The sequence below is a fragment of the Caulobacter sp. GW821-FHT10C03 genome, from assembly GCF_059415485.1.
In genome coordinates, this window is sequence record NZ_JBWKNI010000012.1 from 21,342 (window position 1) to 45,396 (window position 24,055).

Annotated in this window: 25 protein-coding genes, 1 tRNA gene and 1 riboswitch; of the genes, 15 read left to right on the forward strand and 11 right to left on the reverse strand. The window is 68.0% G+C overall.

Annotated elements, in window-relative coordinates:
• The first annotated feature begins 145 nt into the window (after positions 1 to 145).
• Positions 146 to 532 carry a hypothetical protein gene (locus AC07NG_RS16160; RefSeq protein ID WP_110121817.1) on the forward strand — a complete coding sequence of 129 codons (387 nt, stop codon included), beginning with the start codon at positions 146 to 148 and terminating at the stop codon, positions 530 to 532.
• A gap of 205 nt (positions 533 to 737) precedes the next feature.
• Positions 738 to 2,036 (forward strand): peptidoglycan DD-metalloendopeptidase family protein, encoded by a 1,299-nt coding sequence (locus tag AC07NG_RS16165; RefSeq protein WP_494595112.1) that lies wholly within the window; start codon positions 738 to 740, stop codon positions 2,034 to 2,036.
• Positions 2,037 to 2,082: 46 nt separating this feature from the next.
• Here the strand turns inward: AC07NG_RS16165 and AC07NG_RS16170 are convergent, their stop codons facing one another.
• The 4 genes from AC07NG_RS16170 to AC07NG_RS16185 form a co-directional block, all read right to left on the reverse strand.
• The gene (locus tag AC07NG_RS16170) at positions 2,083 to 2,643 is read right to left on the reverse strand and encodes a hypothetical protein (protein ID WP_492855581.1); all 561 of its coding nucleotides are present in this window, start codon (positions 2,641 to 2,643) and stop codon (positions 2,083 to 2,085) included.
• 200 nt (positions 2,644 to 2,843) lie between these two features.
• A complete protein-coding gene (locus tag AC07NG_RS16175) occupies positions 2,844 to 3,275 on the reverse strand; it encodes a hypothetical protein (protein ID WP_494595114.1) in 432 nt (143 codons plus the stop codon).
• Between the two features lie 139 nt (positions 3,276 to 3,414).
• Positions 3,415 to 4,770, reverse strand: coding sequence for an amidohydrolase family protein (locus tag AC07NG_RS16180; protein ID WP_494595116.1), 1,356 nt, complete (start codon positions 4,768 to 4,770; stop codon positions 3,415 to 3,417).
• A complete protein-coding gene (locus AC07NG_RS16185; protein WP_494595117.1) occupies positions 4,770 to 6,233 on the reverse strand; it encodes an amidohydrolase in 1,464 nt (487 codons plus the stop codon). Before AC07NG_RS16185 ends, AC07NG_RS16180 begins: the two co-directional genes overlap by 1 nt.
• A 162-nt stretch (positions 6,234 to 6,395) precedes the next feature.
• Between AC07NG_RS16185 and AC07NG_RS16190 the strand changes: the two genes are divergently transcribed.
• The 4 genes from AC07NG_RS16190 (at position 6,396) to AC07NG_RS16205 (ending at position 8,765) form a co-directional block, all read left to right on the forward strand.
• Positions 6,396 to 6,767, forward strand: coding sequence for a Kazal-type serine protease inhibitor family protein (locus AC07NG_RS16190; protein ID WP_494595119.1), 372 nt, complete (start codon positions 6,396 to 6,398; stop codon positions 6,765 to 6,767).
• Positions 6,768 to 6,772: 5 nt separating this feature from the next.
• Positions 6,773 to 7,153 carry a putative quinol monooxygenase gene (locus AC07NG_RS16195; protein ID WP_494595121.1) on the forward strand — a complete coding sequence of 127 codons (381 nt, stop codon included), beginning with the start codon at positions 6,773 to 6,775 and terminating at the stop codon, positions 7,151 to 7,153.
• A gap of 103 nt (positions 7,154 to 7,256) precedes the next feature.
• Positions 7,257 to 8,327: a ribosome small subunit-dependent GTPase A gene (rsgA, locus tag AC07NG_RS16200; RefSeq protein ID WP_494595122.1), complete on the forward strand. Its 1,071-nt coding sequence runs from the start codon at positions 7,257 to 7,259 to the stop codon at positions 8,325 to 8,327.
• A gap of 114 nt (positions 8,328 to 8,441) precedes the next feature.
• Complete coding sequence (locus AC07NG_RS16205; RefSeq protein ID WP_492855573.1) at positions 8,442 to 8,765, forward strand: hypothetical protein; 324 nt, start codon at positions 8,442 to 8,444, stop codon at positions 8,763 to 8,765.
• A gap of 46 nt (positions 8,766 to 8,811) precedes the next feature.
• Here AC07NG_RS16205 and AC07NG_RS16210 read toward each other — a convergent pair whose 3' ends face one another.
• From AC07NG_RS16210 to AC07NG_RS16220, 3 genes are all read right to left on the reverse strand, one after another.
• Positions 8,812 to 9,165 (reverse strand): GFA family protein, encoded by a 354-nt coding sequence (locus AC07NG_RS16210; RefSeq protein ID WP_494595125.1) that lies wholly within the window; start codon positions 9,163 to 9,165, stop codon positions 8,812 to 8,814.
• 72 nt (positions 9,166 to 9,237) lie between these two features.
• Positions 9,238 to 10,647, reverse strand: coding sequence for a type I glutamate--ammonia ligase (glnA, locus tag AC07NG_RS16215; RefSeq protein WP_198575022.1), 1,410 nt, complete (start codon positions 10,645 to 10,647; stop codon positions 9,238 to 9,240).
• A 39-nt stretch (positions 10,648 to 10,686) separates the two neighbouring features.
• A complete protein-coding gene (locus AC07NG_RS16220) occupies positions 10,687 to 11,025 on the reverse strand; it encodes a P-II family nitrogen regulator (protein ID WP_035089775.1) in 339 nt (112 codons plus the stop codon).
• A gap of 246 nt (positions 11,026 to 11,271) precedes the next feature.
• Between AC07NG_RS16220 and AC07NG_RS16225 the strand changes: the two genes are divergently transcribed.
• Genes AC07NG_RS16225 through AC07NG_RS16235 form a run of 3 tightly spaced genes read left to right on the forward strand, consistent with a single transcriptional unit; the run spans position 11,272 to position 14,890 of the window.
• Positions 11,272 to 12,816 (forward strand): acetyl-CoA acetyltransferase, encoded by a 1,545-nt coding sequence (locus AC07NG_RS16225; RefSeq protein ID WP_494595127.1) that lies wholly within the window; start codon positions 11,272 to 11,274, stop codon positions 12,814 to 12,816.
• Positions 12,816 to 13,385 (forward strand): histidine phosphatase family protein, encoded by a 570-nt coding sequence (locus AC07NG_RS16230; protein WP_494595129.1) that lies wholly within the window; start codon positions 12,816 to 12,818, stop codon positions 13,383 to 13,385. Before AC07NG_RS16225 ends, AC07NG_RS16230 begins: the two co-directional genes overlap by 1 nt.
• A 26-nt stretch (positions 13,386 to 13,411) precedes the next feature.
• Positions 13,412 to 14,890, forward strand: coding sequence for an NAD(P)H-hydrate dehydratase (locus AC07NG_RS16235; RefSeq protein WP_494595212.1), 1,479 nt, complete (start codon positions 13,412 to 13,414; stop codon positions 14,888 to 14,890).
• A gap of 12 nt (positions 14,891 to 14,902) precedes the next feature.
• On the opposite strand, the gene AC07NG_RS16240 is transcribed toward AC07NG_RS16235, so the two are convergent.
• On the reverse strand, positions 14,903 to 15,823 hold the full coding sequence (locus AC07NG_RS16240) for a homoserine O-succinyltransferase (protein WP_494595131.1): 921 nt from the start codon (positions 15,821 to 15,823) through the stop codon (positions 14,903 to 14,905).
• Positions 15,824 to 15,870: 47 nt separating this feature from the next.
• Positions 15,871 to 15,973, reverse strand: a riboswitch (SAM-I-IV-variant riboswitch).
• Between the two features lie 79 nt (positions 15,974 to 16,052).
• Positions 16,053 to 16,229 (reverse strand): hypothetical protein, encoded by a 177-nt coding sequence (locus AC07NG_RS16245; protein WP_487288789.1) that lies wholly within the window; start codon positions 16,227 to 16,229, stop codon positions 16,053 to 16,055.
• A gap of 307 nt (positions 16,230 to 16,536) precedes the next feature.
• Between AC07NG_RS16245 and AC07NG_RS16250 the strand changes: the two genes are divergently transcribed.
• Both AC07NG_RS16250 and tig read left to right on the forward strand, forming a co-directional pair.
• A tRNA-Leu gene (locus tag AC07NG_RS16250) sits at positions 16,537 to 16,621 on the forward strand.
• Positions 16,622 to 16,796: 175 nt separating this feature from the next.
• Entirely contained in the window at positions 16,797 to 18,155 is a 1,359-nt protein-coding gene (gene tig / locus AC07NG_RS16255) for a trigger factor (protein ID WP_492855622.1), read from the forward strand.
• A gap of 77 nt (positions 18,156 to 18,232) precedes the next feature.
• Here tig and AC07NG_RS16260 read toward each other — a convergent pair whose 3' ends face one another.
• Positions 18,233 to 18,685 carry a hypothetical protein gene (locus AC07NG_RS16260; protein WP_494595133.1) on the reverse strand — a complete coding sequence of 151 codons (453 nt, stop codon included), beginning with the start codon at positions 18,683 to 18,685 and terminating at the stop codon, positions 18,233 to 18,235.
• Positions 18,686 to 18,900: 215 nt separating this feature from the next.
• Here AC07NG_RS16260 and AC07NG_RS16265 point away from each other — a divergent pair, with 215 nt between their 5' ends.
• The 3 genes from AC07NG_RS16265 to AC07NG_RS16275 all read left to right on the forward strand — a co-directional run bounded on the left by AC07NG_RS16265 (position 18,901) and on the right by AC07NG_RS16275 (position 20,648).
• Positions 18,901 to 19,530 (forward strand): ATP-dependent Clp protease proteolytic subunit, encoded by a 630-nt coding sequence (locus AC07NG_RS16265; RefSeq protein ID WP_110121833.1) that lies wholly within the window; start codon positions 18,901 to 18,903, stop codon positions 19,528 to 19,530.
• Between the two features lie 113 nt (positions 19,531 to 19,643).
• Positions 19,644 to 19,973, forward strand: a complete 330-nt coding sequence (locus tag AC07NG_RS16270) for a hypothetical protein (protein WP_494595135.1) — start codon at positions 19,644 to 19,646, stop codon at positions 19,971 to 19,973.
• A gap of 138 nt (positions 19,974 to 20,111) precedes the next feature.
• The gene (locus AC07NG_RS16275) at positions 20,112 to 20,648 is read left to right on the forward strand and encodes a Spy/CpxP family protein refolding chaperone (protein ID WP_494595136.1); all 537 of its coding nucleotides are present in this window, start codon (positions 20,112 to 20,114) and stop codon (positions 20,646 to 20,648) included.
• A gap of 196 nt (positions 20,649 to 20,844) precedes the next feature.
• Here the strand turns inward: AC07NG_RS16275 and AC07NG_RS16280 are convergent, their stop codons facing one another.
• Entirely contained in the window at positions 20,845 to 21,516 is a 672-nt protein-coding gene (locus AC07NG_RS16280) for an HAD-IB family hydrolase (RefSeq protein WP_492855563.1), read from the reverse strand.
• A gap of 344 nt (positions 21,517 to 21,860) precedes the next feature.
• Here AC07NG_RS16280 and clpX point away from each other — a divergent pair, with 344 nt between their 5' ends.
• On the forward strand, positions 21,861 to 23,123 hold the full coding sequence (gene clpX, locus AC07NG_RS16285; protein WP_058350342.1) for an ATP-dependent Clp protease ATP-binding subunit ClpX: 1,263 nt from the start codon (positions 21,861 to 21,863) through the stop codon (positions 23,121 to 23,123).
• The last annotated feature ends 932 nt before the right edge of the window (positions 23,124 to 24,055 follow it).

Here is a 24,055-nt window from a genome sequence, read left to right on the forward strand (position 1 = left end):
GCGTCGCCATGCGCGCAGCTGCACGTTTCCGGCGCGCATACAAGCTTAACAACTATCACGTGTATTTGGCTTGTCTTGCCTCAGGGTTGATTCGATCGTCCCGCCGCCGGCCCATGGGGCGGCCGGTTCCAAAGGGAGAAACGTCATGAGCACCGTGGAAGCGACGGCTGGCGTCGACGAATTCACCACCACCGACTGCGGCTCCACCAACGGCACGGCCAACGGCAATCTGTCGGTCGGCGACGCCGTGTCGATCAACGGCAGCCTCGACCTCAGTTCCTGCATCGTCGGCAACAGCGAGGGCAAGGTCTACGGCATCCGCCTGGTGCCCAATTCCGGCATCTACAGCTATCGCGTCGACGTCGACGCCCAGGGTCCGGCCGGCATCGGCTCGGGCAGCATCAACCTGGCCTTCACCGACAAGACCGGCGACACCTACAAGCTGGCCATCACCAGCAGCCGGCGCTCGGAGCACACCGTCTCCTACAACAGCGACAACCCGACCATCGTGAAGATCACCTGGTCGACCTGACGCCGGCGAGGCTCCGCCGGCCGGCTGGTCCGGCGGGGCCGTTCGCGCTTTCGGGTCGCCGTGCGTGGGGCTAGGCTCCTCGCGCGCGACGTTCCGGCCCCGGCCGGCGATCGGCGCACGGTTCAAGCTTTCCATCGTATCTGGCCAAAGCGTCTGGATTTCACGAGGCGTCCCGCGAAGCGACGCCCGAAACGGGAGAGTGTCGATGCGTGCGTTCCTGACGCCGGCGATCTGCGCCGGTCTTATGGCCCTGGCCGCGCCCGATCTGGCGGCGGCCGACACGGGTTACGCGGCGGTCTGGCGGCCGGGAAACGGCGCCCAGTGGTGGCGCTCGGGCATGACGCTCGACCAGTTCAAGGCCCAGGACAAGACCCACTTCGACAACGGCCTGCGCCTGCAGTCGGTGTCGGTGAAGGGCGGGCGCTATGCGGCGATCTGGCGGCCAGGCTCGGGGGCGCAATGGTGGCGCGCGGGCATGACGCTGGACGAGCTGAAGGCCCAGGACACCACCTATTTCAACCAGGGCCTGCGCCTGTTCGCGCTGGAGCTCGACGGGGGCCGCTTCACCGCGGTCTGGCGGCCGGGCTCGGGCGCACAGTGGTGGCGCACGGGCATGACCGTCGACCAGTTCAAGGCCCAGGACCTGACCCACTTCAACAACGGTCTGCGCCTGACCCTGCTGGAGGTCGACGGCGGCCGCTACACCGGCGTCTGGCGGCCGGGGTCCGGCGCCCAGTGGTGGCGGTCGGGGATGACCGGGGCCGAGATCGAGGCCCAGGACCAGACCTATTTCAACCAGGGCCTGCGCCTGACCGCCCTGGCCGTCGACGGCGACCGCTACGCCGCCGTCTGGCGGCCCGGCTCGGGAACCCAGTGGTGGAGCCGCCGCCGCTGCACGGTGGACTTCAAGACCCAGGACGCCGCCCATTTCGCCGACGGCCTGCGCATGGACTTCATCGAGCAGGAGGACAGCGCCGTCGGCGCCTATCGCTATCCGTGGAAGGCCGGCGACACCCGCAATGTCGGCCAGGGCAACAACAACGCCGGCGGCTCGCACACCGGCAGCCAGGCCTTCGCCTTCGACTTCTCGATGCCGGCCGGCACCCAGATCCGGGCGGTGCGCGGCGGCACGGTCGAGTGGCTGCAGGAAGGCCAGACCGCCACCTACAACCCCAACGCCCCGACCACGCCCAGCAACACCCCGTTCGCGAACGGCAGCCTGCAGAACTGGGGCAACGCCGTGCGTATCCGCCATCCCGGCGGCTTCACCAGCTGGTACTTTCATATCCAGCCCAACGGCGTGCTGGTGAAGGTCGGCGACACGGTCCAGCGCGGCCAGCCGATCGCCACCTCCGGCAACACCGGCCGCACCTCCGGCCCGCACCTGCACTTCCAGGTTCAGGCGGACTCGACCAACTGGGGTCAGTCGGTGGCGATCACCTTCAACGACTGCGACGTGCCGACGGGCGGCGACAGCGTGACGTCGAACAACGTCTGGCCGTAGGGGACGTGGTCAGCCCCGGCGACAAACCGGGGCTGATGGCGACACGCTAGGCCGCTTTTGCCGCGATCCTCGCCAGGGCGCGGCGTTCGATGCTGGCGGCGAACAGCGGCGTCTCGCGGCTGTTGTGATCGCCGCCGTCCCGCTGGCGGGCGTCGGCGGCGTCCGCGAACGGCGTGCCGTGCAAGGCGATGAAGTCGAGGAACGCCTGGGTCGGGTGGGCCACGACGCTGTTGGTGTATTCGCAGGTCCGCTCGTCGATCTTCCGGGCGCTCAGCGTCCAGATCACCTGCACGCGCGTGCGGCCGTTCGGGGTGAAGGCGTCTGAGGTCGACACCATCCGGCACAGGGTCGGGGTGGCGATCTCGGCCACGTAGTGCTGGACCATCAGGGTCTGGCCGATCATCTCGACATTGATCGACATGCGCCGGCCGTCGTCGGTGAAGGTGGCGCCGGCCGAGATGTGATCGGGCGCGCAGCAGCGCTGGTATTCGGCCTCGGGCAGGTTGAACAGCCAGTCGGCGATGTCGATCGCCTCGATCGGGGCGTTGATGATCGCGGTGTAGGCCGAGGCGGACAGTTGCTTGTCCGCGATGATGATGTCCGACATGGCTGGCTCCTGATGGGCTCCGACGGGAGAGGCCGTCGGATGACGCCCGACTGTCGGTCCGGAGGGCTCAGGCGGGATAGCTATCCATGGGTCTCGATCGCGCGAGCGCGGGGAGGGGGCGGCTAGACCAAGGTTCAGGATCGGTCGTGCGGTCGCCTCGCGACCGTCCAAGGCGCGGCGCCCACGAAAAATCGGAGGCGCTAGGCCGCCCCTTCGGCCAGCAACTGATCGACGGCCGCCTCGGCCGCTTCCAGCCGACCGCGCAGGCGCCATTCGACCAGCGCCAGGATGATCCCCGCGACGATCAGGCCGAAGGGAAAGGCCGGCGCCTGGTTGATCAGGGAGACCAGGAAGCCCAGGCCGGCGAACAGCAGCAGCAGCACGCCCGCCAGCCATCGCCAGACGGCGTAGCGCGACACCACCCGGCGCTTGCGCACGGTGGCGGCCACATTGTCGTAGGTGCCTTCGGCCCGGCAGACGCGGATGCGGGAGACGGCTTCGTCGAGGAGGGCGCGCGCTTCGGTTTCGTCCAGGCGCTGGCGCAGGTCGGCGTCCAGGGCGGCCCGGGACTCGCCGACCAGCAGGCGCTCAAAGAGGGTCTGCCGCAGCTTGCTCTTTTGCGCGTCGTCCATCGTTCCCCCGAAGATTCGCGTCAAGGTGCAGCTTGAGGTGTAGATTGTGTCGAGTTGCGTGGAAAGGTGGCGTCGCCCACGAAAAAGCCGCGACGCCCTGAAGCGTCGCGGCTCTCGTTCTCAGTCCTGCGAACCGACCCTAGCGATAGGCCGGCGGCAGGCCGTTGTCGCCGGCGGCGTAGCGGTCGCGCAGCTGGGTCTGGCGGCTGTCGGCGGGCTGTTCGACGCCGCCGATGAACACCTTGTCGGCCCAGCTGGTGGTTTCCAGCGGATCGCCGGTCCACAGCACGAGGTCGGCGGTCTTGCCGACATCGAGGGAACCGATCTTGTCGGCCATGCCCCAGATCTTCGCCGGCGTCAGGGTGATCGCCGCCAGGGCCGCCGCGTAGGGCAGTCCGTTGGCGACGGCGAGGCCGGCGTTCAGCCGCTCCTGGCGCAGGTTGTTGAAGTCGCGCGCGCCGTTGATCGCCACGGTGACGCCGGCCGCGTTCAGGCGGGCGGCGTTGTCGAGGCGCGAGCCCAGGGTCTCGAAGCTGTCGGGCAGGTCGGCCTGGGTGTCGACGATCACCGGCACGCCGGCGCGGGCGATCTCAGGCGCGACGATCCAGCCTTCCTCGGCGCCTTCCAGCACGATCCTGATCTTCTCCTCGGCCGCCAGCTTGAGGGCCAGGCGGATGTCAGAGGCGCGGTGGGCGCGGATCAGCAGCGGGGTCTTGCCCTGCACCACCGGGACCAGGGCCTCCAGATCGAGGCGCGACAGGCCGTAGGCGCGGGTCGCGCCCTGCTCGAAGGCGGCGCGGTTGCGGGCGAAGGCGCGGGCGTCCTCCAGGGCCGACTTGACCAGCACGATGGCCGCGCCGCGCGAGCCGCCGGCGGCGCGCGCCCCGGCTTCGCCCAGCGACAGGGTCACGGCGGTCTTCGACTTGGAAACGATGTCGGCCTCGCCGGCCTTCAGCCGCACGAAGGCGGCCTGGCCGCCGAACAGCGGCGGATCGCCGCCGCCGTCCTTGCCGGCGGTCATCTCCTCGACCACGCCGTCGTCGGCGTGCTCGTGGGCGCCGCCGCCCACGCCCGACAGGATCGGGGTGACGGCCGAGGCGGTGATCCCGCCGTCGCGGGCCAGGCCGATCATCGGCGAGGCCGGATTGACGCTGTAGGCGATGTCGAAGGCGGCCGACAGGGCGTCGCCGGTGCCGTCGTCGCGGGTCTCGCGCACGCCGCCGATCTCGGAGGCGCCGATGTTCGACGACGGGGCCACCAGGCCGGGGGTCACGACCCCGCCCTTGGCGTCGATCGTCGGCACGCCGGCCGGGACGGTGACGCCGGCGCCGACGGCGGCGATCTTGCCGTCACGGACGACGATGGTCCCCGAAGGGATGGCCGCGCTCGACACCGGCTCGATGCGGGCGTTGACGATGGCGAAGGTCTGGGCGGAAGCCGGACCGGCGGCGACGGCGATCAGGGCCGCGCCGCAGAGAAGAGCCGAACGGATCATCAGTTGAACGCTCCCTGGCCGGGCTGGCCGAGCTCGAAGTCGGACTTGGGCTGATAGCGCGGGTCCTTGCGGTCGTAGGTCAGGGCCCCGTCGACATAGACCTGCTCGGCCTGGGCGTAGACGCTGAAAGGATCGCGGTTCCACACCACGATGTCGCCGGCCTTGCCGACCTCCAGGCTGCCGGTCTTGTCGGCGATGCCCATGGCCTTGGCCGGATTGGCCGTGATCCACTTGATGGCCTCGGCCCGGCTGATGCCGTAGCCCAGCTTGTTGCCGGCGGTCATGGCGATGGCGGCCTCCTGGTTGAGGCGCTGGGTCATGATCGGATCGTCGGAGTGGATGACGACGCAGGCGCCGGCCTTCCACACCATGGCGGCGTTGGCGTCGATGCCGTCCAGGCTTTCCATCTTGAAGCCGGTCCACGACGCCCAGGTCGCCGAGCAGATGCCTTCCTTGGCGAGGAGAGGCGCGATCTTGTAGCTCTCCACCGCGTGGTGGAACATGGTGATCTTGTAGCCGAACTCCTTGGCGATATCGATCATCACCGCCTCTTCGTCGGCGCGGTAGCAGTGGTTCTGCACCAGGATCTCGCCCTTCAGCACGCCGGCCAGGGTCTCCAGCTGCAGGTCGCGCTTGGGGGCGTCGGCCTTCTCGCCCTTGTCCTTCTTGGCGCGGTAGTCGTCCCACTTGCGGGCGTAGTCGGCCGCGTCGATCCAGGCCTTGCGGTAGCCGTAGACATTGCCCATCGCCGTCGAGGGCGAGCGGCCCTTGCCGCCATAGACCCGCTTGGGGTTCTCGCCGCAGGCCATCTTCAGGCCGTAGGGCGCGCCGGGGAACTTCATGCCCTGCATGGTGGTCGAGGGCACGTTCTTCAGCGTCACCGAGCGGCCGCCGAAGAGGTTGGCGCTGCCGGGGAGGATCTGCAACGTGGTCACCCCGCCGGCCCGGGCGCGGTTGAAGCCGGGGTCCTGCGGCCACACCGAATGCTCGGCCCACACCTGGGCGGTGTTGGGATCGGTGGCCTCGTTGCCGTCCGACTTGGCCTGCACGCCGGGCGAGGGATAGACGCCCAGGTGGCTGTGGGCGTCGATGATGCCGGGGGTGATCCACTTGCCCTTGGCGTCGATGGTGACGACGCCGGCCGGGATGGCGGTGTCGGGGCCGCCGACGGCCAGGATCTTGCCGTCCTGGACCACGACCACGCCGTTCTCGATCTGCTGGCCGGTCGCGGTCAGCACCGTGGCGCCGACGAAGGCGGTCGGGCGCGAGGGCAGGGGAGCATAGGTCGAGGGGAAGCCCGACGAGGCCTCGCCGTCCAGGCCCTTGGGCAGCGGCTTGGCCTGCGCCTTCTCGGCCGGCTTGGCGCTGGTCTCTGGCTTGGCCGTCGTGCCCGTGGTGGCGCAGGCGGCGAGCCCCAGCGCCAGCAGACTGACGGCCGCGGCCGTCTTACCCCATCTCGTCATGAACTTTCCCCGACTCTCGGAAGAGGCGGCGAGGACAGACCAATTCAGACCCCTGATCAAGCCGATCGGCGCCCCATTTTTCCCCGATGGCGACGTTTGTCTGTCGCTTGCGCTTCGTGCGAGGATCGCCTCCTGACGTTGAATCGACGCGGGAGGACCACGATGCGCCTTCGTTCCTTGCTGGGCCCGGTTCCGGCCTTGCTCGCCGCCGTGCTGCTGACCGCCTGCGCGGCCCAGCCCGCGGGTCCGTCCACCACGAGCCCGCCGCCGATGTCGCGCGCTCCGGTCGCCGCGGGCGGCATGTGCGGCGGCATCGCCGGCTTCCAGTGCAGCGAGGGCCTGTCCTGCGTGATGCCCGTCGGGGCCTGCCGGACGGTCGCCGACGCCTCGGGGATCTGCCGCAAGCGGCCCCAGGTCTGCACCATGGATTATCGCCCCGTCTGCGGCTGTGACGGCAAGACCTACGGCAACGCCTGCGGCGCGGCCGCGAAGGGCGCCAGCGTCGCTCACGAGGGCGAGTGCAAGCCGGAATGAGCGACATGCTGACAGGACTGGACCGGCGACTGGTGATGATCGGCGGCGCGGCCGCGGTGATGACGCCGTCGCTGGCGCTCGCGGGAGACAAGACGATGTATGGACTGATCGGCCAGATGAAGGCCGCCCCCGGCAAGCGCGACGACCTGGTCGCGATCCTCAAGGAGGGGACGGGCGAGATGCCCGGCTGCCTGTCCTACATTCTCGCCCTCGACCCGACCGACGCCGACGCCATCTGGATCACCGAGGTCTGGACCGACAAGGACAGCCACGCGGGGTCGCTGAAGCTGCCGGCCGTGCAGGCCGCCATCGCCAAGGCCCGGCCGATCATCGCCGGCTTCGGCCACCGTTTCGAGACCACGCCGGTGGGCGGGGTCGGATTGTAGTTTCCAGCGACGATCAGGGTTTCCTCGACGTCCTTGGGAAAGCTGCTCTATGGACGTCCTCGAACATCGGCGACGGCCGATCGCCGCCTTATGGAAGCTCAACTTGATCAAGAACTACGGATGGTCGGATCTGCTGGCCGAGGCTTTCAAGCCTCACGACCGCGCGGGCTACCTGGCCGGCCGCGTCGTCGTGCAGCAGCGCAACGGCTATCTGGTGATCACGGACGAGGGCGAGGTGCGCGCCAAGCTTTCCGGTCGCCTGCGCCATGAAGCCCAGGAGGCCGGCCATCCGGCGGTCGGCGACTGGGTGGCGTTGTCGATGAACCAGGCCGAGCGCACCGCCGTCATCCAGGCCGTGCTGCCGCGCCGCACCGCCTTGGTCCGCCGAGCCGCCGACAGCGTGCAGACCCCCCAGGTCGTCGCCGCCAACGTCGATCTGGCCTTCATCGTCACGTCGATGAACGGCGACCTCAATCCACGTCGCATCGAGCGCTACCTGGCCGCCGCCTGGCAGAGCGGGGCCCGTCCCGTGGTCGTGCTGACGAAGTCGGACATCTGCGCCGAGGCGACGTCTCTCGCCGCCGAGGTTGAGGCCCTGGCCGCCGGCTGTTCGGTCGTCATCGTGTCGGCGCGCGAAGGGCGTGGCCTGGAAGCCTTGCTGGCCCATCTGGCCCCCGGCGAGACCTGCGTCCTGATCGGCTCGTCCGGCGTCGGCAAATCCACCCTGGTCAATACGCTCCTGGGCGAGCAGCGCATGGCCACCCAGACCATCCGCGAGGCCGACGATCGCGGCCGGCACACCACCAGCCACCGCGAACTGGCGCTGCTGCCCGGCGGTGGACTGATCATCGACACGCCCGGCGTCCGGGAAGTGGGGCTGGTGGAGGCCGACGAGGGGGTGGCCCTGGTGTTCGACGACATCGAGCGCCTGGCGGAAACCTGCAAGTTCGGCGACTGCAGCCACGCCAACGAGCCGGGCTGCGCGGTGCAGGGCGCCTTGCTGAGCGGGGATCTCGATCGCGGGCGCTGGGACCACTTCCGCAAGCTCGCCCAGGAAGCGGCCGTGGTGGAGAAGAATGCGGCCCGGGCGTTCAAGGACGCCGAGCGTCGCCGCCTCGGCAAGGCCCAGAAGACGTATCGCACCGCCCGGAAGGACGCCCGCGGGGGCGCTTAATTCAAGGCTGGGGTCTCGCCGCCGGCGCTGTCGGCGAAAGGTTTTTCAAAATAGGGCCGCTCTTCCCGGCGAATGGGATTAGGTGAGTGGTTCAACACCTTCGAGAGATGACCAATGCCCGCCTTCACCATCGTCACCACCAGCGCGACCCAAGGCAGCGATTCAGCGGAGGTGAACACCCTGACGGACGAGTTCTCCAACGAGAGCGAAGCCCTGGGTTACGCCCGCCGAATGGCGGACGAGATGCTCGATCTCGCCAGCCAGCTGTCGCTGGATTTCGACTACACCAATGTCGGCCTCTATGAGGGCGACCTGCTCGATGCGGATCTCGACCCGGACCATGCCGCCTTCAAGGGCGCATGGGTGCTGGACGAGGACGGCGCCGCCTTCGTTCCCGCCGACGAGTTCCGCGAGGGGATCACTCAGACCGACGCCTGATCGGCTTGGCTCTGGCTACGACGGGACTGGGAAGCGATATCGCTTCTCAGTCCACGTACCGCTCGCTCACCGCCCCATCCAGCCGCCGCACCCGCGCGGCCGCCAGCACGTCCGGCTCCATCAGCCGCGCGTTGATCCCCATCTTGTCGCGCGTCGGGTCGTTGGAGCTCCAGTGGGTGACGCAGCCGCAGGCGCGGCAGCGGTGGAAGGCGATCGCGTGGTTGTTCCACTCATAAGTGTCGGTCGGGCCGCCCTCGACGCGGCGCACCAGCGTGGGACTGTAATAGGCCCACAGCACGCCGTAGCGGCGGCAGATCGAGCAGTTGCAGTCGGTCACCTCGGCCGGCGCGGTCTCGATTTCGAAGGCCACGGCGCCGCAGTGGCAGCTGGTCGTGATCATGCGTCCTCTCCAAAAGAAAAGGCCCGGAGCTTGCGCCCCGGGCCGATCCCAAAGTGCTTCAGGCCGTAAGGCTTAGCACTTGTAGTACATCTCGAATTCGACCGGGTGCGGGTGCAGTTGCAGACGCATCACTTCTTCCATCTTCAGCTCGATGTAGCTGTCGATGAAGTCGTCGTCCATGACGCCGCCGGCCTTCAGGAAGGCGCGGTCCTTGTCCAGGCTTTCCAGGGCTTCGCGCAGCGAGCCGCAGACTTCCGGGATCTTCTTCTGCTCGCGGGGCGGCAGGTCGTAGAGGTTCTTGTCGGCCGGAGCGCCCGGGTCGATCTTGTTGATGATGCCGTCCAGGCCGGCCATCAGCAGGGCGACGAAGGTCAGGTACGGGTTGCCCATCGGGTCGGGGAAGCGGGCTTCCAGACGCTTGGCCTTCGGCGAGTCGACGTGCGGGATGCGGATCGAGGCCGAGCGGTTGCGCGAGCTGTAGGCCAGCTTCACCGGGGCTTCGTAGCCCGGCACCAGGCGCTTGTAGCTGTTGGTGGTCGAGTTCGAGAAGGCGTTGATGGCCTTGGCGTGCTTGATGATGCCGCCGATGTACCACAGGCACTCTTGCGACAGACCGGCGTACTTGTCGCCGGCGAACAGCGGCTTGCCGTCCTGCCAGATCGACTGGTGCACGTGCATGCCCGAGCCGTTGTCGGCGAACATCGGCTTGGCCATGAAGGTGGCCGTCTTGCCGTAGGCGTGGGCCACGTTGTGGATCACGTACTTATAGAGCTGCATGCGGTCGGCCATGGTGACCATGGTGTCGAACTTCAGGCCGAGCTCGTGCTGGGCGGGCGCCACTTCGTGGTGGTGCTTTTCCGGCTTCATGCCCAGCTCGCCCATGACGGCCAGCATTTCGCCGCGCAGGTCTTGAGCCGAGTCGACCGGGTTGACCGGGAAGTAGCCGCCCTTGGGACCCGGGCGGTGGCCCATGTTGCCTTCCGGATAGACCTTGCCCGAGTTGACCGGCAGTTCGCTCGAGTCGAACGAGTAGCCGGTGTTTTCCGGAGCGGTCGACCAGCGCACGTCGTCGAAGATGAAGAATTCGGCTTCCGGGCCGAAATAGACGGTGTCGCCCACGCCAGCCGACTTGACGTAGTTCAGCGCGGCCTTGGCGATCGAGCGCGGGTCGCGGTTGTAGGGGGTGCCGTCGTCCGGGTTCACGACGTCGCAGAACAGCGCCAGGGTCGTCTGCTGGTAGAACGGGTCGATGATGGCCGAGGTCAGGTCCGGACGCAGCTTCATGTCCGACTCGTTGATGGCCTTCCAGCCGGCGATCGACGAGCCGTCGAACATGGTGCCGTCGTTGAGGAAGTCGTCATCGACCAGGTCGATGTCGAAGGTGACGTGCTGCATCTTGCCGCGAACGTCCGTGAAACGGACGTCGACGTACTTCACGTCCTTTTCCTTGATCAGGTCCAGGATTTCCTTGGCGGTGCTCATTGATATCCCCTTTGAGCGAGTAAAGTCTGAGGATCGCCGTTAGACGGCGGACGGACCGGTTTCGCCGGTCCGGATGCGGACGACTTCGGTGATCTCCGAGACGAAGATCTTGCCGTCGCCGATGCGGCCCGTGCGGGCGGCGTTGGTGATCGCCTCGAGGGCGGGCTCGAGCTGGCTGTCCTCGACGACCACCTCGACCTTGATCTTGGGCAGGAAGTCCACGACGTACTCGGCGCCGCGATAGAGCTCGGTGTGGCCCTTCTGGCGGCCGTAGCCCTTGGCTTCCAGCACGGTCATGCCTTGAACGCCCATGTCCTGGAGCGCCTCTTTGACCTCATCCAGCTTGAACGGCTTGATGACGGCTTCGATCTTTTTCATCGGTCTCTTCCGCGCCGGACGACGCATGGCCTCTGACTTTGAGCGGCAAGGATCACGCCGCCCCGGACGCCACAAGCAGGCTGTCTCGCGATTGTCGTGCTTCCGCTTTCGGTTTTGGCATATGAGCAAATCTTGAGCGAGATTTGATCGAAAAATATGCATTTCGGAATTGTGGCTCAAAACGGCCTTGCCGCGCCCTCAACCCCGCCTAGGATCGCGAAAACAATCGTTTGAACGGGGGCGAACATGCGGGACGAGACGCCGGTTTTGATCGGCGCGGGGCAGTTCACGTTTCGCGGTCCGGCCGAAAATTCGCCTTCGCCACTGGAATTGCTGAGAATTGCGGCGAAACGCGCTGACGCCGACACGGGAGTCGAGGGGACGGTTCTTGCGCGTTTGGACGCTCTGGCGGTCGTAGCGTTCAGCATCGACGCTCCGGGCGCGCTTTCAAAGCTGCCGCTTCCCCGCCTGTCGGATCCGCCGGCCAGCCTGGCCCGGGCGCTGGGCGCCGATCCGGCCTGGGCTGTCTATACGCAGACCGGCGGCAACAGCCCTCAGCAGGCGATCAACATCCTGGCCGAGCGCATCGCCCGCGGCGAGTCGCGTCTGGGGCTCGTCACCGGGGCCGAATTCCTCGGCTCGCTGATGAAGCGGGCCAAGGGCGGCCTGGGCTTCGACGGCTGGGCCGACGACATCGAAACCAGGCCCGCCCGCATCGGCGACCCGCGCCCCGGCGTCACCGAGCAGGAGGCCGCCCATGGCCTCGGCTATCCGGTCAACACCTATCCGCTGTTCGAAAACGCCCTGCGGGCCCGAGACGGGCGCAGGCTCGCCGACCACCAGGCGCGACTGGGCGCGCTGTTCTCGCCGTTCAGCAAGGTCGCCGCCGCCGATCCCGAGGCCTGGTTCCCGGTCGAGCGCAGCGCCGAGGAGTTGGTCACGGTCACCGAGCGCAACCGCATGGTCGGCTATCCCTACCCCAAGTACCTGAACGCCATCATGGAGGTGGACCAGTCGGCCGCCGTGCTGGTCGCCAGCGTCGGCATGGCCCGCGAACTGGGCGTGCCGGAGGACCGCTGGGTGTTCCTGCACGGCTGCGCCGACGCCGCCGACCTCTGGTACCCGCTGCAGCGGCAGGACTTCCACTCCAGCCCGGCCATCCGCCTGACCGGCCAGCGGGCGCTGGAGATGGCCGGGATCGGGCTCGAGGACCTCGACCTGATCGACCTCTATTCCTGCTTCCCCTCGGCCGTGCAGATCGCCGCCGAGGAACTGGGCCTGGCGCTGGACGACCCGCGCGGCCTGACCGTCACCGGCGGCCTGCCTTATTTCGGCGGGCCGGGGAACAACTACAGCCTCCACGCCGTGGCCCGGCTGGTCGGGCGGCTGCGGGCCCGGCCCGGCGCCTACGGCCTGTCGACCGCCAACGGCTGGTTCCTGACCAAGCAGTCGGTGGGGATCTATTCGACCCGCCCGGTCGAGGGCGAATGGCGGCGCGAGGATCCGGCGGTGATCCAGAAAGAGATCGACGCCCTGCCGCATCCGCCGATCGTCGAGAAGCCGGAGGGGCGCGCGAGCATCGAGACCTATACCGTCGTCCACGCCCGCCAGGGGCCGCGCATGGGCGTCGTCGTCGGCCGTACTGCGGACGGCGCGCGGTTCGTGGCCAACACCCCCGACGATCCGGCGACCCTGGCCGATCTCGAAGGCCGCGAGGGCGTCGGCCGCACCGGAACGGTCGGACGCCATCCCGACGGTGTGCGCAACCTCTTCACGCTGGACGCCGCCTGATGGGCCGCGTCCATGTCATCCGCCACGGCAAGCCGGCCGCGACCTGGGGCGGCCACGACGACGATCCGGGCCTGGACGCTGCCGGCCAGGAGCAGGCGAGGGCGGTCGCCGCCGCGCTCTTCGCCCTGCCGACGGACGAGCGCCCGACCCGTGTCGTCTCCTCGCCCCTGCGCCGCTGCCGCGAGACGGCCGCGCCTTTGGCGCAACTGCTGGGCGTTTCGGTCGAGATCGAGCCGGCCGTCGGCGAAATTCCGACCCCGGAGGCCCTGTCGCCCGAGGCGCGCCCCGCCTGGCTGAAGCAGGCCTTCGCCGGCGACTGGGCCGATATCGAGGGCGATCGCGACTATCTGTCCTGGACCCGCGAGGTGGCCCAGGCTCTGGCGCGATACGAGGGATGCGCCGTCTTCAGCCACTTCGTCGCCCTCAACGCCGCCGTCGCGGCGGCGGAAGGTTCGGCGGCGGTGATGAGCTTCCGGCCCGACCACACCAGCGTCACCGTCTTCGAAGTCGTCGACAATGGCTTGGCGCTCGTCGAGAAAGGCAGGGAAGCCTCCACCGGCGTTCTTTGATGGAGCCCTGCATGCCTCGCCAGATCATGCCAAATGCGATCATGAGCGTCGCCGAAATGAAGGCGGCCGATGCGGCGGCCGTGGCGGCGGGAACGCCGGCGACCACCCTGATGGAACGGGCCGGCAAGGGCGCGGCCGAGGCGATCCGCCAGCGCTGGTCGCGCCGCCCCGTCGTGATCTGGTGCGGCCCCGGCGACAACGGCGGAGACGGCTATGTCGTCGCCCGCAACCTGAAGCGGCGCGGCTGGCCGGTGCGGGTCGAGGCCCTGGCGCCGCCCGCCACGCCGTCCTGCCGCTGGGCCGCCGAGCGCTGGCGCGGCGAGGTCCATCCGCTGAACCCCGCGCTCAGCCCCGCCGAGCTCTATGTCGACGCCCTGTTCGGCGCCGGCCTGTCACGGCCGCTGGAAGGCGTCGCCGACGATCTGGCCCGCGCCGCCGAGGGCCTGTCGCCGCGCATCGTCGCCATCGACACGCCCAGCGGGATCCATGGCGACACCGGCCGGCCGATCGCCGGCCGCGCCCTGGCGGCGGCCCTGACCGTCACCTTCCACCGCCGCAAGCCCGCCCACGTGCTCGCGCCCGGGGGAGGGATGGGCCGAGCGGCCTGCGGCGATGTCGAGGTGGTCGATATCGGCCTCTCCGACACCGGCGCCGGCGACCTCTTCGAGAACGACCCGTCGCTGTGGGGCGCGCGCTTCCCCTGGCCCTCGAGCGACGCCCACAAGCATGCGCGCGGCCGGCTGGTGGTGGTCAGCGGCGAGGCCTGGAGCACGGGCGCGGCGCGGCTGTCAGCGCGCGCCGGCCTGCGGATCGGGGCGGGCGTGGTCACCCTGCTGTCGCCGCCGAGCGCCCTGGCGGTCAACGCCGCCCATCTGGAGGCGGTGATGCTGGCCCCGTTCGAGACCGACATCGATCTGGCCGAGCGCGCCGCCAACGCCGCCGCCGCCGTCATCGGCCCGGCCGCCGGGGTGGGCGAGGCGACGGCCCGCAACCTCACCGCCCTGGCCGGCACCGGTGCGGCCCTGGTGGTCGACGCCGACGCCCTGACCAGCTTCGCCCACGCGCCCGAAGAGCTTTTCGCCCGCCTCGATCGCGACGACGTGCTGACCCCGCATCCCGGCGAGTTCGAGCGGCTGTTCCCCGGCCTGCTGAAGACCGCCCCCGAACGCATCGCCGCGGCCCGGCAGGCCGCTCGCCGCGCCGGGGCGATCGTGCTGCTGAAAGGCCCCGACACCGTCATCGCCGCCCCCGACGGCCGCACGGCGGTGAACCTCAACGGTTCGCCCTGGCTGGCCACGGCCGGCTCCGGCGACGTGCTGGCCGGCTTCATCGCCGGCCTGGCGGCCCAAGGCATGGAAAGCTTTGACGCCGCCTGCGCCGGCGCCTGGATCCACGCCGAATGCGCGACGGCGCACGGCCCGGGCCTGATCGCCGAGGACCTGCCGGGCCTGGCGTCGGCGGTGCTCAAGCGGCTGTGGGACGAACGTGCAAACCCTCTCCAATAGGGAGAGGTGTCCTTACGCCGCCCCGATCGTCTCCAGCTCGAACGGCGTGGTCTGGTAGACCTCGTTCAGCCAGTTGGCGAACAGCAGGTGGGCGTGGCTGCGCCAGCGGTTGCGCGGGGCGCGGGTCGGGTCGTTGGCGGGGAAGTAGTGGGCGGGCGGCGGCGTCGTCGGGTCTATCAGGCTGTCGCGGTGATACTCGGCCGCCAGGGTGCCGGTCTCGTATTCCGGATGGTTGAACATGTAGAGCCAGCGGCGGCGGGCGTCCTCCAGCAGGCACAGGCCCGATTCCTCGGACTCCAGCAGCACCTTCAGCGAGCCGTCGGCCGGCAGGTCCTCGGGCCGCACCTCGGTCCAGCGCGACACCGGGATGTCGATCTCGTCGGCCAGGCCACGCAGATAGGGCGAGGCCGGCGCCAGGTTGGCGTGCGGGAAGACGCCGGAGCATTTCTCCGACAGCACGTGCTTGGGCACGCCGTGGAAATGGCGCACGCCGGCCTGCGCGCCCCAGCAGACGGCCAAGCCCGCATGCACGTTGGTCTGCGACCAGTCGAAGATGCGGGAAAGCTCGTCCCAGTAGCTGACCTCCTCGAAGGCCAGGGTCTCGACCGGCGCGCCGGTGACGATCAGGCCGTCGAAGCGCTCGCCGCGCACCTCGTCCCACGGGCGATAGAAGGCCAGCATGTGCTCAGCCGAGGTGGTCTTGGGCGCGTGGCCGGAGATCTGGATCAGCGACAGCTCGATCTGCAGCGGGCTGGCGCCCAGCAGGCGCGCGAAGTGGCGCTCGGTGGTCGGCTTGTCGGGCATCAGGTTCAGGAGGGCGATGCGCAGCGGCCGGATGTCCTGGCGGGCGGCCTCCGTGTCGGCCATCAGCGACAGGCCTTCGGCTTCCAGCAAAGCGCGGGCCGGCAGGTTGTCGGGAATCTTGATGGGCATGCGCTGCGTCCGTCCGTCGAAAAAACAAGACTCGGGACGGCTTTAGGGATCACCCGTTTCGTTGCCGTCGCGGCCGCATCCCCCCGACGGGGCGCCACCTTGCTCGGGAAGCAGGTTGGCGTTGGGCGAGCCCAACTCTTGATGCACGTGCGGCTTTAAAGGCCTCGTTTGCCGATCGCAAGGGGACGCAAGGTCGCGACCGCGGGTCGGACAGGGCGGGGAGGGCGCTTCAGGCTTCCAGGCGGTGCAGCACGATCTCGGCGCGCACGCCCTCGTCGAACAGCCGGCTGCCGTAGTCGAGCGCCGCCTGGAACGAGCGCTGCTCGGCGAGGTCGGTATAGAGCACCTGCCGGTCGCAGGTGACCTCCCATCCGGCCTCGGTCTCGGTGACCTCGATCGTCCGCATACGCTGCCTCCTACGCCATGGCGCAGTTAACCGTCGCTGGTTTTGAATGGTTGCGTGCGAATCCACGAAAATTCAAGCGGCACGTCCGTGCGCTGAGGGATTCGCGAGATCTGATCGAGGGGGAGAGGGAAAACCGGCCCGGGCGTCAGTCGGGGGGGCAAGGCCCGGGCCGGTTAATGCCCCGTGGCGTTACGCTCGACGGGACACGATGAGAACGACGCGATCGCTGGCCGGTTCCGCCCTGGCGCGAAAAATCTGCGGCGCCACTTCAAATCGGTCGCGGTCGCGGCTAAGGCTCTGCGCCCATGCGGATGTGGCGGAACTGGTAGACGCACTGGATTTAGGTTCCAGCGCCGAGAGGCGTGGAGGTTCGAATCCTCTCATCCGCACCATGTCGCCGCGCGCAGCGTTTTGCGCGCGGCGACGCCATACCCTTTGATCGACGCGAAGTGTCGTGACATAAGGGCGCTCTTTCGCCGCCCCCGGTGACGTGGGCGGCTATGATTTTTTGACCCCTGGGGCGGACGACGGGCGCGGGCGCCCAGAGCCGAGAAGCTAAGAATGTCGATGCAGATCGTTGAAAAGTCGGGCGAAGGCCTCAGCCGGGTTTACGGCGTTACGGTGCCCGCGAGTGAGCTGGCCACGCGTCTCGAGGCTCGTATCGCCGAAGTCGCGCCGCAGATGAACGTCAAGGGCTTCCGCCCCGGCAAGGTGCCGACCGCTCACGTCCGTCGCCTGTACGGCAAGGGCCTGATGGGCGAAGTCATCGAGCAGGCGCTGAACGAGACCACCCAGAAGATCCTCGACGAAAACAAGCTGCGCCCCGCCGGCCAGCCCGACCTGAAGCCGACGTCCGACATGGACAAGGTCATCGCCGGTGGTGAAGACCTCGCCTTCGACCTGGCCGTCGAGATCATGCCGGAATTCGAGCCGATCGACCCGACCTCGATCGAGCTGGTCAAGCCGGTCTACAAGATCGAAGACGCCGAAGTCGACGAGGCCCTGGCCGAGCTGGCCAAGCAGGCCCGCACCTACGAGCCGCGCAAGGGCAAGAGCCTGAAGGCCAAGGACGGCGACCAGCTGCTGATCGACTTCGTCGGCACCATCGACGGCGTCGCCTTCGCCGGCGGCACGGCCAACGACGCCGAGCTGGTGCTCGGTTCGGGCCAGTTTATCCCGGGCTTCGAAGAGCAACTGGTCGGCGCCAAGCCGGAAGACGTCGTCACCGTGAAGGTCAACTTCCCGGAAGACTACCAGGCCGCCGAACTGGCCGGTAAGGCCGCCGAGTTCGCCACCACCGTCAAGGAAGTGCGCGCTCCGGTCGACGCCGAGCCGGACGACGAGCTGGCCAAGCGCCTGGGCCTGGCCGATCTGGCCGCCCTGAAGGACCTGCTGAAGTCGAACCTGGAAGGCCGCTACACCAACTCGAGCCGCTTCAAGCTGAAGCGCGCCCTGCTGGACGTGCTGGACACCAAGCACGACTTCCCGCTGCCGCCGCGCATGGTCGACGCCGAGTTCGCCGGCATCTGGCAACAGGTCCAGGCCGACAAGTCGCAAGGCGGCCTGCCGCCGGAAGACGCCGACAAGACCGAAGACCAGCTGAAGGACGAGTACCGCAAGATCGCCGAGCGCCGCGTGCGCCTGGGTCTGGTGCTCGCCGAGATCGGCCGCAAGAACGACGTGGTCGTCACCGACCAGGAACTGAACGAAGCGATCGTCCGCGAAGCCCGCCAGTACGGCGCCCAGGCCCAGCAGGTGTTCGACATGTACCGCCAGCGCGCCGACCTGCAGGCCTCGCTGCGCGCCCCGATCTACGAAGACAAGGTCGTCGACCTGATCTTCGGCAAGGCCAAGATCGAGGAAAAGGAAGTCTCCAAGGAAGAGCTCCTGGAAGAAGACGACCTGCCGGAAGGCTACGGCGGCTGAAGCCGTCGCTCCTTCGGGTGACGAATTGAAGGGGGCGGACCGAGAGGTCCGCGCCCTTTTCGTTAGCGTCCAGGGCTTCAGTTCGAGCTTTTCAGGGTGACCAGGACCGGCGCGGCGGCGCCCGTCGAGAGATAGGCGAAGTTCGGGCCTTGCGCGGGCCCGATATTGCCGCCTGGCTGATAGGCCGCCTGCAGCAGGAAGCTGTTCTGTTTTTGGGGCTGCAGGGTCAGAAGGATCGTCGAGCGGTTGTCGGGCATGATGGCGATGGCGCCGGGGCCGAATTGCGCAGATCCCGTGTTCCAGAACGCATTGCCTGAGCTGGTGCTGATGTAGGCCTTGGCCACCTTCCCGTCCCATGCGGTGAGGCTGATTCTCCAGAGCGGCTCGGGCAGCGGGCCGGTCGCCAGGCCGACGAGCGGTCGCCCGTTTGTACCAAGGTCGACCATGGCGTAGAGGTCGTCGGGCAGGACGATGTTGCAGAGTATGTCCAGACCCTCGAAGAGCTGCACGGCTTCCAGCGTGTCTTCCATGTCTGTGGTTTCCCGTCCGGCGGCCGTCCCCCGTGGCGGCGCTCTTCGGACGCCTTGAGGTTGGTTATTCGCGAGGCGCAATCTGTGCGGGGTTGCACACCTCGTCTTTGGGCCGGCGCCTTGCAACCTGTTAAGCGCCACGCGATATGCGTCAGGAGCGAGAGCGCGGCGGTGATTCGCGCCCGCAAGGACATTCTGAGAAGGGCGAACCCCACATGATGTACGATCCGGTCGAGACGGCGATGAACCTGGTTCCCATGGTGGTCGAGCAGACCAGCCGCGGCGAACGCGCCTTCGACATCTTCTCGCGCCTTCTGAAGGAGCGGATCATCTTCCTCACGGGCCCGGTCGAGGACGGCATGGCCTCGCTGATCTGCGCCCAGTTGCTCTTCCTGGAGTCGGAGAACCCCAAGAAGGAAATCGCCATGTACATCAACTCGCCGGGCGGCGTGGTGACGTCGGGCCTCGCGATCTACGACACCATGCAATACATCAAGAGCCCGGTGACCACCGTGTGCATGGGCATGGCCGCCTCGATGGGCAGCCTGCTGCTCTGCGCCGGCGCCGCCGGCCAGCGCGTCGCCCTGCCGAACGCCCGCATCATGGTGCACCAGCCGTCGGGCGGCTTCCGCGGCCAGGCCTCGGACATCGTCCGTCACGCCGAGGACATCTCCAAGACCAAGCGCCGCCTGAACGAGATCTACGTCAAGCACTGCGGCCGCACCTATGACGAGGTCGAGCGCGACCTGGACCGCGACAACTTCATGAGCGCCGAGGAAGCCAAGGCCTGGGGCCTGATCGACCAGATCCACGAGAACCGCGAAAGCTCGGAAGCCGGCGCCTAAAGCCAGCTGACGATCTGAAGACGAAGCCGCCGGCCGCGAGGTCGGCGGCTTTTTCGTGCGCGTTGCGTAGGTTTCGGCCTCAACCTATGATCTCCCCGAGGGGGAGGGTCACCATGCGAAATCAAGCAAGGACTGTGTCGGCCGCTGTGGCGTCGGCGGCTCTGCTGGCCGGCGTTCTCGTAGCCGGGGCGGCCGCGGCGCAGTGCACGATGTGGTGTCCGCAGGCCCCTGGCGGCGACGCGCTGATCACCGAGTTCTCGACCGTCCAGCGCGCCCAGGCCGGGTGCAAGGGCGACGAGGTCGTCTGGGCCCAGAACAAGCGCATCTATCATCGGGCCGGCTGGAAGAAGTTCGGCAAGACCCCTGGCGGCAGCTACATCTGCAAGGCCTCGGCCGGCAAGGTGAACCTGAAGCCGGCCAATCTCCTCCAGCGCTTCCTGTAGCGTTCACCGTCGAACGCGGGGCGTTTATGGCCGAGTTGGGCCGGGGCGCGGGGAAAGACGAAACAAACAGGCCCCAGATCGGCCGGGCAGGGCGGCGACAAGGATCGCATGACGATCCTTTCTCCCCGGAGCCCGGCCATGACCCTCCGCCGCCTTTCGCTGCTTTCGGCCTGCGCGGCCTTCCTGAGCTTGGCGGGCGCCGCCGCCCACGCCCAGGGTCTTTCCGATCCGACGCCCCAGCACGGCGTCGCCACCATGCGGCTGGCCGTCAGCCCCGAGCAGGTGCAGCAGATCGTCTCCGACCGCCTGCTGCAGGACGGCGTCACGGCGGGCCTGGCGACCCTGCGGCAGAACCTCTCCCTGACGCCCGCCCAGCAGGGCCGCTGGCGCGACTTCATCCTGGCCTCGAACGCCAAGCCCTCGGGCCTCGTTTTGGCGGTCGTCGCGCCCGAGGACGAGACCCCGCTCGCCCAGGCCAAGGCCGGCCTCGTCCTGCAGCGCGAGCAGCTGGCGTTCGAGCAGCGGCGGGTGAAGGCCATGGGGCGGCTCTACAAGTCGCTCGACGCCAACCAGCGCGCGGTCTTCGACCAGGCCTATTCGGTGATCGGCAGCCTGTCGGTCAGCACCACCCAGCTCCCGGCGGGCTTCGCCCAGGCGGGAGCGGGCGTGGAGTAGCGGAAGGGGCAACCGGACCTAACCTGGCCCATAACCTCCCGTCATTCCCGCCCTTGTGGCGGGAAACCCTGGTTCCGTTCGCACGTGAATCGCCAGCGGATCGCCAGCGATCCGCCCCATCTGCGCTTGCGGCTGACAGAGGGGTTCCCGCCACAAGGGCGGGAATGACGGGATATGAAGGGCTAGGGTCTTGGCCCTAAACCGGCTTGCCCTTGAAGATGCGGTAGCCGCGCTCCTGGGCGATGGCCAGCATCTCGGTGTCGCCGGAGGTGTCGCCGTAGGCGGCGGCCAGCTTCATGTTCTCGCCGAAGGTCTCGCGCAGGCGCACCACCTTCTCGGGTCCCCGGCAGTTGGGTCCCAGGAGGGAGCCGACCACCTTGCCGTTGAGGTCGAAGGCCAGCCTTGTGCCGATCAGCAGGTCGGCGCCGATGCCGCGCGCGAACGGGGCCACCACCAGGTCGGGCGAGGCGGTGACGATGACCATCCTGGCCCCCTGCGCCCGCCAGCGCCGCCACACCGCCAGGGCGTCGGGGCGGAACAGGCTCTGCGCATGGCCCTCGGCGAACTTGCGGGCCTGGGCCTCCAGCCGCTCCTGCGGCACGCCCTTGAGGAATTCGCGGATGGCCGCGGCCTTGATGCGGCCCCGGTCGCGATGGAACAGGTAGGAGAGGGCGGCCGGCGCCAGGCGGATCATGCCGATCGTCCAGCGGCCGCCGCTGACCCGCCACTTCAGGAAAGCCGTGAAGCTGTCGCGCACCGTCAGGGTGCCGTCGAAGTCGAAGGCCACCAGCGGCGGGCTGGCTTCGGTGTGGGTCGGGGCGTGAGCGTCGTGCGACGCGCCCGGCGCCGTTTCTTGGGTCTCGGCCATTTCGTCTCCGCCCCTCGGGCGAACTCCTTTTAACGGCGCCGCTTGCAGCACGATTCCGGCTGTGTTCGAAAAGCTTAGAGCCTGCGTCGATGTTCCACACCCCGTCTGGCGCTTGCTTTGGCCTACAGTCGTCCCATCTAGGGATGGAATCCCATGATCAGACGCGAAACATCCACGAACTTGGCGCCGGAAACGGGCTCCAAGGCTTGTGCCGCGCGTTCGGATCGGGGAATGTCAAGGATTAGACAACTCCCGTTCGGTATCCTGTTGCTTCGGTGGCGGGATACGCGTGGGGGTCGGCGGTAGCGGCTTTCGCCGTAAACGCCCTAGCGTGAGAAGCGACCATGACGAAAGCCGCCAGCGGCGACGCCAAGAGCACCCTGTACTGTTCTTTCTGCGGAAAGAGCCAACATGAAGTGCGCAAGCTCATCGCCGGACCCACCGTGTTCATCTGCGATGAATGCGTCGAGCTTTGCATGGATATCATCCGTGAAGAGCACAAGATCGCCTTCGTGAAGTCCAAGGACGGCGTTCCGACGCCGCGCGAGATCTGCGAGGTCCTGGACGACTACGTGATCGGGCAAGGTCACGCCAAGAAGGTGCTCGCGGTCGCGGTGCACAATCACTACAAGCGCCTGAACCACGCTTCGAAGAACAACGACGTCGAACTGGCCAAGTCGAACATCCTTCTGGTCGGTCCGACCGGCACGGGTAAGACCCTGCTGGCCCAGACCCTGGCCCGAATCATCGACGTGCCGTTCACGATGGCCGACGCGACGACGCTGACCGAAGCCGGTTACGTCGGCGAAGACGTCGAGAACATCGTGCTGAAGCTGCTCCAGGCCGCCGACTACAATGTCGAGCGCGCCCAGCGCGGCATCGTCTACATCGACGAAATCGACAAGATCAGCCGCAAGTCCGACAACCCGTCGATCACCCGCGACGTGTCGGGCGAAGGCGTGCAGCAGGCCCTGCTGAAGATCATGGAAGGCACCGTCGCCTCCGTGCCGCCGCAGGGCGGGCGCAAGCATCCGCAGCAGGAGTTCCTGCAGGTCGACACGACGAACATCCTGTTCATCTGCGGCGGGGCCTTCGCGGGCCTCGAGCGCATCATCTCGGCCCGCGGTTCGGCCAAGTCGATCGGCTTCGGCGCCAAGGTCGCCGATCCGGAAGACCGTCGCACCGGCGAGATCCTGCGCGGCGTCGAGCCCGACGACCTGCAGCGCTTCGGCCTGATCCCGGAATTCATCGGCCGTCTGCCGGTGATCGCCACCCTGGAAGACCTCGACGAGGCCGCCCTGGTGAAGATCCTGACCGAGCCGAAGAACGCCTTCGTCAAGCAGTACCAGCGCCTGTTCGAGATGGAGAACATCGGCCTGACCTTCACCGAGGACGCCCTGCACGGCGTCGCCAAGAAGGCCATCGCCCGCAAGACCGGCGCCCGGGGCCTGCGCTCGATCATGGAAGGCATCCTGCTGGAGACCATGTTCGAACTGCCCAACTACGAGGGCGTCGAGGAAGTGGTGGTCAATGCCGAGGTCGTCGAAGGCCGCGCCCAGCCGCTGCTGATCTACGCCGAAAAGAAGGGCGGAGCGGCCTCGGCCTAAGGCCTGGCTGCATCGCTTGAGAGATGAGAACGGCGGGTCCCCAGGACCCGCCGTTTTCTTTTTCCCTCTCCCCTTGCGGGAGAGGGTGGCCTCGCGGAGCGAGGTCGGGTGAGGGGTCTCTCAAATCTCGAAGCCGCGTGCGGCGGTTAGGCCGGGCGGAAGCGTCTCCCATTTGAGAGACCCCTCATCCGACGGCCTTCGGCCGCCACCTTCTCCCGCAAGGGGAGAAGGATCGGGGCTTACGCACGCTGCTCACACGGCGTAATCGGAAAAGAACCCAACCAACTCAACGCCCTACAACTTTATCACCCCGACTTATCCTCCCCCACTCGAGCCGCCCCATAATCAACCCATCCCAGCCATGGGGAGGGCTCTTGGTACCGGCCCGAGTTAGCGGCTGCGGATCGCATCGAGCGGGGCCGCTTGGGGCGTCATGGGAAGGGCGGGTTTGCAGGATCGCTCAGAAGGCGTGATTGGGCCGCCAAGCCGTTCCGTGACGAGACAAGCGGGTCGACAGGGTCGGGATCGTTTCAAACCGGCCTAACAGGATCAGCCGAGGCGCCGCCGGATCACCGCGGGGCTATTGATCCTGCCCGTCCGAGGGACAACCGGGTCCAGGGCTGAAAGAGGCCCGCGCCCCCGGTCCTTCGAGCCTACGGTGCGGCGGAGCGGTCTGACGAAGCCGAAACGCAAACAAACCATACGGTCTCCGGGCTCCGCCCGGCCGCTCCGCGCCTCCCCGACCTAACGCGCAACTGCGCGGGAGCCTGAGAAGCCGTGTCCGCATCCCAAGGAACCTCCCCCCGTGGGGGAGGCGGCCGAAGGCCGGTGGGGGGACGGTTTCAGCTTTCGGAGCGCTTGCCGATTTCGCACCAACACCCCCCACCGATCGCTGCGCGATCGCCTCCCCCACAGGGGGAGGTTCCTTTCTT

Coding starts and splice junctions, on each gene's coding strand:
- AC07NG_RS16160 (WP_110121817.1), top strand. CDS start 146: ATGAGCACCGTGGAAGCGACGGCTGGCGTCGACGAATTCACCACCACC.
- AC07NG_RS16165 (WP_494595112.1), top strand. CDS start 738: ATGCGTGCGTTCCTGACGCCGGCGATCTGCGCCGGTCTTATGGCCCTG.
- AC07NG_RS16170 (WP_492855581.1), bottom strand. CDS start 2,643: ATGTCGGACATCATCATCGCGGACAAGCAACTGTCCGCCTCGGCCTAC.
- AC07NG_RS16175 (WP_494595114.1), bottom strand. CDS start 3,275: ATGGACGACGCGCAAAAGAGCAAGCTGCGGCAGACCCTCTTTGAGCGC.
- AC07NG_RS16180 (WP_494595116.1), bottom strand. CDS start 4,770: ATGATCCGTTCGGCTCTTCTCTGCGGCGCGGCCCTGATCGCCGTCGCC.
- AC07NG_RS16185 (WP_494595117.1), bottom strand. CDS start 6,233: ATGACGAGATGGGGTAAGACGGCCGCGGCCGTCAGTCTGCTGGCGCTG.
- AC07NG_RS16190 (WP_494595119.1), top strand. CDS start 6,396: ATGCGCCTTCGTTCCTTGCTGGGCCCGGTTCCGGCCTTGCTCGCCGCC.
- AC07NG_RS16195 (WP_494595121.1), top strand. CDS start 6,773: ATGCTGACAGGACTGGACCGGCGACTGGTGATGATCGGCGGCGCGGCC.
- AC07NG_RS16205 (WP_492855573.1), top strand. CDS start 8,442: ATGCCCGCCTTCACCATCGTCACCACCAGCGCGACCCAAGGCAGCGAT.
- AC07NG_RS16210 (WP_494595125.1), bottom strand. CDS start 9,165: ATGATCACGACCAGCTGCCACTGCGGCGCCGTGGCCTTCGAAATCGAG.
- glnA (WP_198575022.1), bottom strand. CDS start 10,647: ATGAGCACCGCCAAGGAAATCCTGGACCTGATCAAGGAAAAGGACGTG.
- AC07NG_RS16220 (WP_035089775.1), bottom strand. CDS start 11,025: ATGAAAAAGATCGAAGCCGTCATCAAGCCGTTCAAGCTGGATGAGGTC.
- AC07NG_RS16225 (WP_494595127.1), top strand. CDS start 11,272: ATGCGGGACGAGACGCCGGTTTTGATCGGCGCGGGGCAGTTCACGTTT.
- AC07NG_RS16230 (WP_494595129.1), top strand. CDS start 12,816: ATGGGCCGCGTCCATGTCATCCGCCACGGCAAGCCGGCCGCGACCTGG.
- AC07NG_RS16235 (WP_494595212.1), top strand. CDS start 13,412: ATGCCAAATGCGATCATGAGCGTCGCCGAAATGAAGGCGGCCGATGCG.
- AC07NG_RS16240 (WP_494595131.1), bottom strand. CDS start 15,823: ATGCCCATCAAGATTCCCGACAACCTGCCGGCCCGCGCTTTGCTGGAA.
- AC07NG_RS16245 (WP_487288789.1), bottom strand. CDS start 16,229: ATGCGGACGATCGAGGTCACCGAGACCGAGGCCGGATGGGAGGTCACC.
- tig (WP_492855622.1), top strand. CDS start 16,797: ATGCAGATCGTTGAAAAGTCGGGCGAAGGCCTCAGCCGGGTTTACGGC.
- AC07NG_RS16260 (WP_494595133.1), bottom strand. CDS start 18,685: ATGGAAGACACGCTGGAAGCCGTGCAGCTCTTCGAGGGTCTGGACATA.
- AC07NG_RS16265 (WP_110121833.1), top strand. CDS start 18,901: ATGATGTACGATCCGGTCGAGACGGCGATGAACCTGGTTCCCATGGTG.
- AC07NG_RS16270 (WP_494595135.1), top strand. CDS start 19,644: ATGCGAAATCAAGCAAGGACTGTGTCGGCCGCTGTGGCGTCGGCGGCT.
- AC07NG_RS16275 (WP_494595136.1), top strand. CDS start 20,112: ATGACCCTCCGCCGCCTTTCGCTGCTTTCGGCCTGCGCGGCCTTCCTG.
- AC07NG_RS16280 (WP_492855563.1), bottom strand. CDS start 21,516: ATGGCCGAGACCCAAGAAACGGCGCCGGGCGCGTCGCACGACGCTCAC.
- clpX (WP_058350342.1), top strand. CDS start 21,861: ATGACGAAAGCCGCCAGCGGCGACGCCAAGAGCACCCTGTACTGTTCT.